The organism is Bacteroides sp. MSK.20.82 (assembly GCF_019052485.1).
In the GTDB taxonomy this organism is placed as follows: domain Bacteria; phylum Bacteroidota; class Bacteroidia; order Bacteroidales; family Bacteroidaceae; genus Bacteroides; species Bacteroides thetaiotaomicron.
On record NZ_JAHQUN010000008.1, the window covers coordinates 140,964 to 154,024 of the forward strand.

The following is a 13,061-nucleotide window of genomic DNA, read 5'->3' on the forward strand; positions in this document are numbered from 1 at the left end:
GTTATTTTTATATGTGAATAGAAACACTTATATTCGCAAAAGTATTGAAATGGACTTCGTTAAAAAATATAGAATATATGAAAACAATGAATTACTCTCTGATTCGCATTTTGTTTGCGCTTGTCATAGGTCTGGTGTTGGTACTTTGGCCGAATACAGCAGCTAGTTATATTGTCATTACGATAGGAGTGGCTTTTTTGATTCCCGGTGTCATCAGTCTTTTTAGCTTTTTCGGACGGAAAAGATCGGAACATGAACCGGCTCCCCGTTTTCCTATTGAGGGAATCGGCAGTTTGTTATTCGGACTTTGGCTGATTGTGATGCCTGAGTTTTTTGCAGACGTCCTGATGTTCCTTTTGGGCTTTATCCTGATCATGGGAGGTGTGCAGCAGATTGCCTCTTTGTCGATGGCCCGTCGTTGGACACCTGTTCCGGGGATTTTCTATCTGGTGCCTTCATTGATTCTTATCGCAGGTGTTATTGCGCTGTTCAATCCGACGGGAGTACGTAATACTGCTTTCATTATTATCGGTATCAGTAGCTTGGTTTATTCTCTGTCCGAACTGATCAACTGGTTTAAGTTTGCGCGCCGTCGTCCTAAGACTCCGGTTACGCCTCACGATGAGGATATTGAGGATGCTAAGATTATAGAATAAAAAAAGAAGAGGACTACCGTCACGGTACCCCTCCCCTGCAAACTTAAAACAACCAACAAAAGAAATAGATAATTTCTATCTTAATGCTGAATGAAGATATTCTCCATTCAGCATTTCTTTTTTATCTTACAAACAACAGTTCTCTGTATTTCGGCAGTGTCCACATCTGGTTGTCTACGATCAGTTCCAGCTTGTCAATGTGGTAACGAATCTCTTCCAGTGCCGGAACGATTGTATCGTGGTAAGCGATCGCTTTTTCGCGTTCGCTTTCGATCTTGTTCGCCACTTTTCGTGCTTCAATCATTGCATCTACGTGTTCTTTGATGAAGGCGGTGCGGTCGGCGATTTCTTCGATCAGTTCCAGATTCTTGGCAGATAGTCTGGCTGCTTTATCTGCCGGAAATAAGGACTGCATTTTATAGACATTATTAATCAGATCCGTCTGATATTGAGTAGCGACCGGAATAATGTGGTTCATTGCCAGGTCGCCTAATACGCGGGCTTCAATCTGAATCTTTTTCGTGTAAGTTTCCCATTTTACTTCGTTGCGGGCTTCCAGTTCCTTTTTCGTCATCACACCGATTGCTTCGAACATAGCAATTGTCTCCGGTTTCAGATAGTTGTCGAAGATAACGGGAACACTTGTTTCACAGTCCAGACCTCGACGGGCGGCTTCTACTTTCCATTCGTCGCTGTAACCGTTGCCATCGAAGTGGATAGCCTTACATTCTTTGATATATCCGCGAATTACTTCAAGAATAGCGGAAACTTTCGGTTCTCCCTTTTCGATCAGAGCGTCTACATCCTTTTTGAATTTCATCAGCTGTTCTGCTACGGCAGCGTTTAATGCAATCATGGCACTTGCACAGTTGGCCTCAGAGCCTACGGCACGGAACTCAAACCGGTTTCCGGTGAAAGCGAAAGGAGAGGTGCGGTTGCGGTCTGTATTATCAATCAGCAATTCGGGGATTTGGGGAATATCCAGCTTCATTCCCTGTTTTCCGCTAAGGTTGATCAGATCGTCTTTGGTACTGTTCTCAATATGATCCAATACCTGTGACAACTGTTTGCCGAGGAAAGAAGAAATGATAGCGGGAGGTGCTTCATTGGCTCCCAGGCGATGAGCGTTGGTAGCGCTGGAAATAGAAGCTTTCAGTAATCCGTTGTGACGGTAAACTGCCATCAGCGTATTCACTACAAATGTGACAAAGCGCAGGTTATCTTCCGGCGTCTTGCCCGGTCCCATCAACAGGATACCTGTATCCGTTCCCAGTGACCAGTTATTGTGCTTGCCGGAACCGTTGACACCCTTGAACGGCTTTTCATGAAGCAATACACGGAAACCGTGACGGCGGCTGACTTTACGCATCAACGACATGATCAGTAGGTTATGGTCATTTGCCAGGTTACATTCTTCGAAGATAGGAGCTAATTCGAATTGATTCGGAGCTACCTCGTTATGACGGGTCTTTACAGGAATACCCAGTTTCAACGCTTCAATTTCAAGGTCTTTCATAAATGCGGCCACACGGGTAGGGATGGCACCGAAATAGTGGTCTTCCAACTGCTGGTTCTTGGCACTGTCATGTCCCATCAATGTGCGTCCTGTCATAAGTAAGTCCGGACGTGCGGCATACAAACCTTCATCTACCAGAAAGTATTCCTGTTCCCATCCCAGATAGGCAACGACCTTCTTTACCTCAGGATTGAAATAGTGGCAGACGGCGGTTGCGGCTTTATCTACGGCACGCAGAGCTTTCAGTAACGGTGCTTTATAATCAAGGGCTTCACCTGTATATGCGATAAATACAGTCGGGATGCAAAGCGTATCATCTACGATAAATGCGGGTGATGATGGGTCCCATGCGCTATATCCGCGTGCTTCGAAAGTATTACGGATACCGCCGTTCGGGAAAGAAGAAGCATCCGGCTCCTGCTGTACCAGCAGTTTGCCTGTGAACTCTTCCATCATGCCTCCCTTGCCGTCATGTTCGACGAAAGCGTCATGCTTTTCTGCCGTACCTTCGGTGAGCGGTGCAAACCAGTGAGTATAATGAGTGACACCCATTTCGACAGCCCATTTTTTCATTCCGGCAGCTACTTCATCAGCGATGCTGCGGTCTAGCGGGGCACCATTGTCAATAGCGTCAATCAGTGCGTTGTATACCTTGCTTGGAAGGTACTTGAACATTTTTTCCTTGTTGAACACATACTTACCGAAGTATTCCGAAGGGCGTTCGGCAGGTGTTGCTACTTCAACCGCTTTCTTCTTGAAAGCTGTCTCTACGACTCTGAATCTTAGTTTTGACATAATACCTAATTTGATTTGTTGTTAAATATGTTAGAGTAAAAATTCCTTTTTTAGCTTAGTTATAAGCAGATTCTCCGTGTTCGTAGATGTCGAGACCTTCTTCTTCGACACGTGCCGGAACGCGAAGTCCGTGAATCTTGTCGAGTACTTTGAAGATAATGAATCCCATACCTGCCGCCCAGACTCCGACAACAACCGCACCGAAAAGCTGGGCACCCAAAAAGCCGGCTCCATGTCCGTAGAACAACCCTTCACTGGTAGAAAACAATCCTGTGAGCACTGTTCCCAAGAAACCACAAACCCCGTGTACGGAAGAAGCACCGACAGGATCGTCAATCTTCAATACCTTGTCAATAAAGTCGACTGCAAATATCATGACTACACCACAAATGGCACCGATTAATACCGCTCCTGAGGGAGCTACAGCGTCACATCCGGCTGTGATACCTACCAAACCTGCCAAAACACCATTCAGTGTCAGTGATAAAGACGGTTTGCCATATTTCATCCAGCTCATCGCCAGTGCAAAGAAGCCACCGGCACAAGCCGCCAGATTTGTTGTCAGAAATACATGTGAGATGGCCATTGCATCCGCTTCGGTACTTGCTGCCAACTGTGATCCGGGGTTGAATCCGAACCATCCGAACCAAAGGATAAATACACCCAGTGCGGCAACTGTCAGGTTGTGTCCCGGAATAGCTCTTGACTTACCGTCTTTGCCATATTTACCGATACGGGGACCAAGAATAGCAGCGCCTACCAAAGCAATCCAACCACCAACGGAGTGGACAATCGTTGAACCTGCAAAGTCATGGAATGTCGTTCCGAAAAGATTCATCATGAACGAACCTTCTTCTCCGTTCATCAGCCAGCCGCCACCCCATGTCCAGTGACCGGAAATTGGGTAAATTAGTACACTGATAAAGATAGTATAGACCAGATACATGGAGAACTTGGTGCGTTCCGCCATCGCTCCCGATACAATCGTGGCTGCCGTTGCGCAGAATACTGTCTGAAAAACCAGAAATCCTTCTCTGGGTAAATCACTGTCGAGGAATGACAGATCAAAGAAGTGTGGCATTCCGATGAGACCTCCCGCACCAAACATCAGACCGAAACCGATGAACCAGTAGAGCAAGGAACCAAACATGAAATCCACAAAGTTCTTCATCAAAATGTTGGCGGTATTCTTGACTCTGGTAAAACCCGCCTCAACCAATGCAAACCCCGGCTGCATAAAAAATACGAGCATTGCCGCAAGCAGCATCCAGACTGTATTCAATCCTAATGCCAGTTCCCCGATTGTATCGGGAGTTGTTTCGGCAGAAGCAGTGGCGGTTTCAGCAATTTCAGGTGTAGTTTTGACTTCAGTAATTGTCTCCGTAGTTGTCATAAAAGTATCTGCATCAACTGCTTCCTGTGCAAAAGCACTGGTTGCGAAACAGCAGAAAATGAACATAGCAGTGGCTATCCACAGCTTTGTGAAGCTGTGTCTCTTATATGTTTTATCCATAATGATTATCTTATTTAATACCTGTTTTTATAATATTATCATCCGAAAGGAAATCTGGCCCCGGCACCTTGCCGGTTGCCGGTTATCGTTCCTGTTCGGCGTTATAGAGAGCGATGTCGCCACGTTCGGCGGTGCGGATGCGGATGGCGTCCTCGATAGGAATGACGAAAATGCGTCCGTCACCGATCTCTCCGGTTTGTGCGGCTTTGATGATAGCCTGTACGGTCTTTTCTGCATTTTTGTCGCGTACTACAATAGAAACCAGAATACGTTCGATGGTGCTGGTATCATATACCACTCCACGATAGATACGTCCTTGCCGTGCTTTACCGATCCCTCTTACATCGTAGTAAGAGAACCATTCAATGTCCGCTTCGAGCAGAGCGTCTTTCACGTCCTCGAATTTGGTTTTACGGATGATAGCTTCAATCTTTTTCATATACCTTAAATATTAGTGTTGACCTGTAAAAAGAAGAGGTATAGGGAGGTGGCAGCCATCGCAGGTTACCATACAACAAACCGATAAAATCTAAACTCTAACTACCTTCCTGTTCCCTATACGCTCTTTGACTATATAAACTCTCTCTCTCTTAAAAACTTAATCCGAATGTGAAGTAAGCGCCTTCCGTACGTGGATTTACTGATACTTTGGCAAATGCCGGAACCGAGAATGAATCAGTAACCCTGATCTCCTTGACAGCTCCGAGACTGATGTCGGAAACGCAGAACCCACTTGTGTATCCATTATAAAAAGTCGTCTCCCAAGGTACCATTCCTACATCTACTGTCCAGTCAAGTCCTCCAAGGCTGAACGGTGCACTAAGTGCGAGGTAGGAAGAATAAGCCCTTTTCCCGTTTTCTTTAACTCCGTCGGCACCTGCAAAGTTCGTGTACCAGTTGATTGCCAGCGGACCAAAATCATATCCTACCTGTGCCTCAAATACATGAGCGGTTGAATGAGCGCCATATTTGAAATACTTGTTGGTAGGTACCTGAGTGTTGAACCAGTAATCCGTTACCGAGATGCTGAAACCACCGGTTGAATAACCGAGAGTCAAATCGAACTCTTTAGTATCCGATGACTCAAACCCTACCGATCCCCATGCTCCGAGTGAAAGTCCTTTGTAAGAGATTCCTAATGAAGGCTGAATGCTGACTCCGCCTAAATCCTGACCACGCCAGATATAACCACTTACCAAGTCTGCTCCTACGGAGGCTTCTACTTTATCCTGCGCCATCATATTGGATGGCACAAGGCCGATCAGTAATAACGCTGCTGCTATGCCCCTCAATTTTTTGTTAATCGTCGTTTTCATCGTCTTTTTACCTTTAATAGTTAGAAAAATGTGGATGTACGGTCCAGTGTTATATAGTAGCGCGCAAAATACTATCAAAGCCAGTTCTTTATTCTTCTCATTGCTTCCATACAATCATTGTGATCGCCGAATGCTGTCAGTCGGATATATCCCTCACCGCTGGGGCCGAAACCTACACCGGGGGTTCCTACTACATTGGCTTCATACAACATCTGTTCGAAGAATCGCCAGGAAGAGAGCCCGTTCGGGGTTTTCACCCATAAGTATGGAGCATTGACGCCTCCGTATACTTTCAATCCGGTAGCTTCCAGTCCTTCCTTCATGATCTTCGCATTGCTCATATAATAGTTAATCGTTTCTTTAATCTGTGCTTTGCCTTCTGTACTGTAGACGGCTTCCGCTGCACGTTGTGTGATGTACGAAGTGCCGTTGAATTTAGTGCACTGGCGGCGGTTCCATAATTTGTTGAGTGGAATCCGGTCGCCTTCCAGTGTGGCAGCTGTCAGTTCTTTCGGGACTACGGTATATCCGCAACGTACTCCGGTGAAACCGGCTGTCTTTGAGAAACTGCGGAACTCAATAGCACATTTCTTGGCTCCTTTGATTTCGTATATGGAGTGGGGGACATCCGCATCCTGAATATAGGCTTCGTATGCGGCATCGAACAAAATCAGTGTATCATTTGCCAATGCATAGTCTACCCACTTTTTTAGTTCCGGTTTGGTCAGTGTCGTCCCTGTCGGATTGTTCGGGTAGCAGAGGTAAACAATGTCTATCCGTTTGTCGGGAATCTCCGGAATGAAGTCATTCTCACTTGTACAAGGCATATAAGTCACATTGCTCCATTTGCCTGTTCCTTCTTCCAGCACTCCGGCACGTCCGCACATGACGTTACTGTCAATATATACCGGGTAAATAGGGTCTGTTACACCGACACTATTGTCGTGGCGAAGGATATCGCCGATATTTCCGGTATCACTTTTGGCTCCGTCGTTGACGAATATTTCTGATGGTGAGAAATGAATGCCACGTGGAGCGAAATCATTCTTTATAATAGCTTCAATCAGAAAATCGTACCCCTGCTCAGGACCATATCCGCGAAATGTATCTTTACTTGCCAGCTCTTCCACTGCTTTGTGCATAGCCTCGATACATGCTTTGGGAAGCGGCTGAGTGACATCTCCGATACCTAACCGGATAATATCCTGCTTCGGATGCGTTATTTTGAATGTATTTACCTTCTTCGCTATATCCGAGAACAAATAGCTCCCCGGTAATTTCAAAAAATGTTCGTTTACTAATGCCATATTGTTATTGTTTTAAGTTTCTGCAAAACCTGTTACCTATTACCTAATACTTATTACCTATCCCTCCATCTCCCCATCAAAAACTTTAGTTGCCGGTCCTGTCATTAATATGTGTCCCGTTGCTTCTTCCCACTCGATGGTGACGGTTCCCCCATCCATTATTATATCACATTTTCTTCCTGCCAATCCATGGAGAACAGCGGCTACAGCCGTGGCACAAGCGCCTGTTCCACAGGCCTGGGTGATTCCTGAACCTCTTTCCCAAACTCTCATCCGAATGGTGTCTTTACCTACGATCTGAGCAAACTCTACATTTGTCCTGTCCGGAAAGAGATGATAATTTTCTAACTGCGGACCAATTTCCGGCAGATTGATTTGGGTAATATCTTCTACAAAAGTTACCAGATGCGGGTTTCCCATTGATACCCGGGTAGACTGAAAAGGAAATTGATCGCCGAAATCTACCGCTTCCGTTTCCAGAGGACTACCCATATCTACAGTGACTGCCGTCACCTTTCCTCCTTCTACATGTAATTTCAGAACCTTAATGCCCGAACGGGTGTCAAGCGTGATTTCCTTTTTGGCAGTTAATCCGTATTCGTATACATACTTGCCTACACAACGGCTTCCATTGCCACACATCATTGCTTCCGAACCATCTGCATTAAATATACGCATACTGAAATCTGCTTTGTCAGAACTGCCAATCAATATAAGTCCGTCACTTCCAATTCCCGTATGAAACTTGCTCCATTCGATTGCTTTCTTTTCAGGGGCTGCTATCGGATATCGGGTAGTATCTACATATATGTAGTCATTACCTGCTCCATGCATTTTTGTGAACTTAATCTTGGTTGTCATTTTGTTCTTTATTAATTGGTTGTTGTATCCTTTTGTTTTATTACAATGCAAAGATATGACTTTTTGATTTAACTTTTGATGAAAAGATGTCTAATCTCTATTTATTTTATACAATCTTACAATCGCGGGAAATAAAGCCATGTTTTGTTATAAATTGAAATTATGCATACCTTTATATTAATAAACTGTTATTTGCTTGATTTGTTTTGCATATCCTTCCATAATATATGAAGAATATTTGGGGTAAATCAGTCCTTGTATTCGATCTAAAATGTGAATTTTCGCTTTTACAATAGGTCGATATGCTAGTGATTTTCGCTTTTATATATCATATTGCTTGTTTGCAGTTTTGCAGAACCTTTTTGTTATAGCATTGTTTAGTCACTAATAAATATAATAATGTAGCAATATGGATATAGAGAAACAATTGGAAGTTGCGGCGCAGAGCGATCATTTGGTATTGATTGTGTTTTATGCCGACTGGTCACCTCATTATGAATGAATAGGGCCTGTGCTCCGTACTTATGAACGGAGAGTCATTGAATTGATTAACGTGAATATCGAGGAAAATAAAACTGTAGCCGATTCTCATAATATAGATACGGTGCCTGCGTTCCTTCTGTTGCATAAAGGACATGAATTGTGGAGGCAGGTAGGAGAGTTGACCATAGGAGAGTTGAAAGAGGTATTGGAAGATTTTAAATAAGTCCTGTTTGAATTTTATGTAAGAAGCACCATTATACAGCAAATAAATATGTATAATGGTGCTTCTTGTATCTATCGAATATTTGCAAAAAGTTTCTGTCGGCTTTTTACATTTTCTGAGAGTAACTATTTTAGTATTTCCTGTGCCACAGTCGGCTCGTTGGTCGTAATGAAATCCACCTTTTGGTCTATGAGCCACTTCATGTCTTCTGCTTTATCTACAGTCCATACATTGACTTTCAGTCCGAGATCATGGGCTTCTTTGATCCATTCGGGATGTTTCTTGATTACTCCCATGTGATAGTCGAGTCCGGCTGCACCGAGGTCTTTCAGCTCTTTGGGAGATAGCTCGCCGTTGAGATAGAATACCGGAGTTCCGGCAGGTGCCAGGCGGATAAACTCTTTCATGGCGTGCAGTGAGAAAGTGATATATTCCATACGGTTTTCCAGTCCCAGCTTTGTTACCAAGGCAAGAATTTCCTGTACGGCTTTCGTTTCACGCTTTTTGCTGTTAAGTGCTTTTAGTTCCAATATAAGTTTGGTATTGCATTTTTTACCGGCTTCCAGATACTGTTCCAGGCTGGGCAGGTTCTCTCCGTTCGATAGTTTCAATCCTGTAAGAGCGTCACCTTTGGAATACTCCATGTATTTCATCTTATAGACAGGGTCATGATTGATAACCAGTTTATTGTCTTTGGTAAGCCATACATCAAATTCGGAGCCATAGCAATGGATAGAATCGGCTTTTTGAAGTGCTGTGATACTATTTTGCGCAGAACCTGCTGTTTTCCAGTAGCCACGATGGGCGATAACTTGCGACTTTTGCGCTTGGGCACTAGCTACTGAAATGATAAGGGCAACCATTAGAATAATTCTTTTTATCTTCATTGATAGTACATTTAAAAAGTTTATGAGTCCAAAATTATAAAAAATAAAACACAGATCAGCCTGTTATTATGCTAATCTGCGTTAATTGACAGCTTTTTATGCATAGAAGTCTATACTTTTTATTCCTGACTTTACAAACTGATGAATATATATTCAAAGATATGAGTTTATTTCAGACATCTAAAATTTTTCAACAAATTTATTTTACCTCTTCGGCATAGGCTTCTTCATGCACTCCTCTCACTGCTCTGCCGCTTGGTTCATTCAGGTTACGGAAAGCTACATCCCATGCCAGCGCTTCTGCTGTAGAGCAGGCCACACTTGGTACGCTTGGTACGCTGCGGGCTGCGCTTTCACTCGGAAAATGCTCTTCAAAGATACTCCGGTAGTAATATTCTTCCTTGTTGAGCGGAGTGTTAATCGGGAAACGTTCGGCAGCGTGTTCCATCTGTTCATCACTGACGGCAGCCGCTGTAATCTCTCTTAAGGTATCAATCCACGAATATCCCACACCATCACTGAACTGCTCTTTTTGTCTCCATGCTACGCTTTCCGGTAGCATATCGGCAAAAGCTTCACGTACAATTCGTTTCTCAATCTCCTTTCCGGGGCACATTTTAGCTTTTGGATTCAACGCCATCGCTACATCCAGAAATTCCTTGTCCAGAAATGGGACACGTCCCTCTACACCCCAGGCTGATAAACTCTTATTGGCACGAAGGCAATCATACATATGCAGTTTTGATAACTTACGTACCGTTTCCTCATGGAAATCTTTCGGAGTGGGAGCTTTGTGAAAGTAAAGATAACCGCCGAAAACTTCATCGGCACCTTCACCACTCAATACCATTTTGATCCCCATCGATTTGATCACACGTGCCAGTAAATACATGGGAGTGGAGGCACGTACCGTAGTCACATCATACGTCTCGATAAAATAGATAACATCCCGAATAGCATCCAGCCCTTCCTGAACCGTATAATTGATTTCATGATGAACCGTACCGATATATTCTGCCACTTCACGTGCCTTTATCAAATCGGGCGCCCCCTTCAGACCGATGGCAAAAGAATGTAGTTGAGGCCACCAGGCGTCACTTGCTCCGTCTGTTTCAATACGTTTTGCTGCATATTTTTTGGCGATAGCTGAAATCACAGAACTGTCCAGACCACCTGAAAGAAGTACTCCATAGGGAACGTCACTCATCAGCTGGCGATGAACGGCATCTTCCAATGCTTCTTTTACATCACTGACTTTGGCATCATTGTCTTTTACAGACTCATAGTCTGTCCATTCGCGTGTATACCAACGCTTCATTTTGCCTTCTTTACTGTAAAAGTAATGTCCCGGAAGAAATGGTTCGTACTCATTACAGAATCCTTCGAGTGCTTTCAGTTCACTGCCGAAGTAGATTTTGCCATCCTTGTCTTTTCCTATATATAAAGGTATGACTCCGATAGGATCACGTGCAATGAGGAACTCGTCTTTTTCTTCATCATAAAGTACAAAGGCGAAAATTCCGCTGATCTCTTCCAGAAAGTGGATGCCTTTATCTTTATAAAGGGCAAGAATCACTTCACAGTCGCTTCCGGTCTGAAAATCATATTGTCCGGCATAGCGGGCGCGGATATCCCGATGGTTGTAGATTTCACCGTTCACGGCGAGCGCTTGTTTCCGGTCGGGGGAGTATAAGGGCTGTCCTCCGCTTTGCGGGTCAACTATCGAGAGGCGTTCGTGTGCCAGAATGGCGCTTCCACCTACGTAGATACCGCTCCAGTCCGGTCCGCGATGACGGATTTTCTGTGCCATTTTCAGTGCTTTGTCTCTTAGCTCTTTGGTTTGAGTTTTTATGTTGAGTATACCTGCTATTCCACACATAACTTTGAGTATTTGGAAGTTAATATAATTTGTTGATTCTCTGTTTTTTAAAAGTCGGTTCGTTACTATTTATTCGTTTTCCCTGGCTTTTCCTTTCGTTTGACCTGGGTCATCTTTTAGTTCAACCTAGGTTGTTGTTTCGTTCAACCTAGGTCAAACGAATAAATAATAGTCTATAAACTTCATGGTGTTCCTTGCTGTAAGGGTTACTTCACCAAATAGTGATCTATGTCCGCAGCAGCCTTTCGTCCTCCTGCCATCGCCCGTACTACGAGGCTTGCTCCGGTAGCTGCATCTCCGGCAAGGAATACGTTTTCTGCAAATTTCGGTTGTTCCGGTTTCAGGAATCCCATGGCCAGCAGCACCATATCTGCTTCGATTACTTCTTTCTTCCCTGTGAGGTTCATGGTCGGACGTCCGCCATCTGTTGCCGGTGTCCATTCTACTTCTTCCACCTCGACGCCGGTTACTTTACCGTTCTTACCCAAAAACTGATTGGAAGTCAGGCACCAGCGACGGGTACAACCTTCTTCATGGCTGGAGGTCGTTTTGAAAACTACCGGCCATTGCGGCCAGGGCGTAGAAGGATTGTGGCCGACGGGAGGTTTGGGCATAATTTCAATTTGCGTGACGCTGGTTGCTCCCTGTCGTACACTGGTTCCGATACAGTCCGAACCGGTGTCTCCACCGCCGATCACAAGCACTTTTTTGCCTTTGGCATTCACCAGTTTGTCTTTGGGGAAAGTTTGTCCTTCCAGAATCCTGTTCTGTTGCGCCAGCATTTCCAGTGCGAAATGGATTCCTTTCAACTCCCGTCCCGGAATGCTTAAATCACGGGCAGTCGGTGTACCCGTGCAAATGCAATATGCATCGAATCCTTCCGGCAAATGGTTAACGTCTATTTCTACTCCCATTTCAAACTGAATACCTTCTGCGGCAAGTATTTTCATGCGGCGGTCGATTACGTTTTTGTCCAGTTTGAAGTTTGGAATACCGAAACGTAATAATCCTCCCGCAGCTTCATCTTTATCGAATAACGTTACGGTGTATCCTTTTAGATTCAGTTGGTTGGCAACTACCAATCCGGCCGGACCGGCACCGACAACTGCTACTTTTTTGCCGTTTCTTTGGGGATGCTGCACCTGTATATATCCTTCACGGAAGGCGGCTTCTACAATGGCAGCTTCATTTTCACGGATAGTCACCGGTTGGTCACAGGATAGTTTCAGTACACAGGATTTCTCACAGAGGGCAGGGCAGATACGTCCTGTAAATTCCGGAAAGTCGCAAGTGGATGACAGCACTTCATACGCTTCTTTCCATTTTCCTTTGAATAAAGCGTCCTGCCATTCCGGCTGTTTATTGCCTATTGGACAAGCCCAGTGACAAAAAGGTACTCCGCAATCCATACACCGTGATGCCTGTAATTTACGGCTGTTCGTATTCAATGTTTGTTCTACCTGACTATAGTCAGTGATGCGCTCGCTAACGGGGCGGTATCCCGCCTCTTGCCGAGGTATATTTAAAAAAGCTTTAGGATCTCCCATCTTGTTAAGTAATAAGTATTAGGTAATAGGTATTAAGCAATAAGTATTAACTATATGGATTAAAGATGTTTGAAGCTA

Annotated in this window: 10 protein-coding genes and 1 pseudogene; 2 read left to right on the top strand and 9 right to left on the bottom strand. The window is 44.4% G+C overall.

Annotated features, from left to right (window positions below):
- Positions 1 to 77 precede the first annotated feature (77 nt).
- Positions 78 to 656, top strand: a complete 579-nt coding sequence (locus KTR07_RS10335) for an HdeD family acid-resistance protein (RefSeq protein WP_008763102.1) — start codon at positions 78 to 80, stop codon at positions 654 to 656.
- A 121-nt stretch (positions 657 to 777) separates the two neighbouring features.
- On the opposite strand, the gene KTR07_RS10340 is transcribed toward KTR07_RS10335, so the two are convergent.
- The 6 genes from KTR07_RS10340 to dapF form a co-directional block, all read right to left on the bottom strand.
- Entirely contained in the window at positions 778 to 2,967 is a 2,190-nt protein-coding gene (locus KTR07_RS10340) for a glutamine synthetase III (protein WP_008765057.1), read from the bottom strand.
- A gap of 55 nt (positions 2,968 to 3,022) precedes the next feature.
- Positions 3,023 to 4,480, bottom strand: coding sequence for an ammonium transporter (locus KTR07_RS10345; RefSeq protein ID WP_008765058.1), 1,458 nt, complete (start codon positions 4,478 to 4,480; stop codon positions 3,023 to 3,025).
- An 82-nt stretch (positions 4,481 to 4,562) separates the two neighbouring features.
- Complete coding sequence (locus tag KTR07_RS10350) at positions 4,563 to 4,919, bottom strand: P-II family nitrogen regulator (protein WP_008763126.1); 357 nt, start codon at positions 4,917 to 4,919, stop codon at positions 4,563 to 4,565.
- Between the two features lie 151 nt (positions 4,920 to 5,070).
- On the bottom strand, positions 5,071 to 5,796 hold the full coding sequence (locus tag KTR07_RS10355; protein ID WP_008763127.1) for a hypothetical protein: 726 nt from the start codon (positions 5,794 to 5,796) through the stop codon (positions 5,071 to 5,073).
- A gap of 74 nt (positions 5,797 to 5,870) precedes the next feature.
- Complete coding sequence (locus KTR07_RS10360; protein WP_008765060.1) at positions 5,871 to 7,103, bottom strand: LL-diaminopimelate aminotransferase; 1,233 nt, start codon at positions 7,101 to 7,103, stop codon at positions 5,871 to 5,873.
- A 57-nt stretch (positions 7,104 to 7,160) separates the two neighbouring features.
- On the bottom strand, positions 7,161 to 7,964 hold the full coding sequence (gene dapF, locus KTR07_RS10365) for a diaminopimelate epimerase (RefSeq protein WP_008765061.1): 804 nt from the start codon (positions 7,962 to 7,964) through the stop codon (positions 7,161 to 7,163).
- A 409-nt stretch (positions 7,965 to 8,373) separates the two neighbouring features.
- On the opposite strand from dapF, the pseudogene KTR07_RS10370 reads away from it, so the two are divergent.
- Positions 8,374 to 8,670: pseudogene (locus KTR07_RS10370) on the top strand (thioredoxin family protein).
- Positions 8,671 to 8,795: 125 nt separating this feature from the next.
- On the opposite strand, the gene KTR07_RS10375 reads toward KTR07_RS10370, so the two are convergent.
- The 3 genes from KTR07_RS10375 to KTR07_RS10385 all read right to left on the bottom strand — a co-directional run bounded on the left by KTR07_RS10375 (position 8,796) and on the right by KTR07_RS10385 (position 12,983).
- The gene (locus KTR07_RS10375) at positions 8,796 to 9,533 is read right to left on the bottom strand and encodes a glycerophosphodiester phosphodiesterase (RefSeq protein WP_011107316.1); all 738 of its coding nucleotides are present in this window, start codon (positions 9,531 to 9,533) and stop codon (positions 8,796 to 8,798) included.
- A 223-nt stretch (positions 9,534 to 9,756) separates the two neighbouring features.
- Positions 9,757 to 11,436, bottom strand: a complete 1,680-nt coding sequence (asnB, locus tag KTR07_RS10380) for an asparagine synthase B (RefSeq protein WP_011107317.1) — start codon at positions 11,434 to 11,436, stop codon at positions 9,757 to 9,759.
- A 206-nt stretch (positions 11,437 to 11,642) separates the two neighbouring features.
- Entirely contained in the window at positions 11,643 to 12,983 is a 1,341-nt protein-coding gene (locus tag KTR07_RS10385) for a glutamate synthase subunit beta (protein WP_008763133.1), read from the bottom strand.
- Between the last annotated feature and the right edge of the window lie 78 nt (positions 12,984 to 13,061).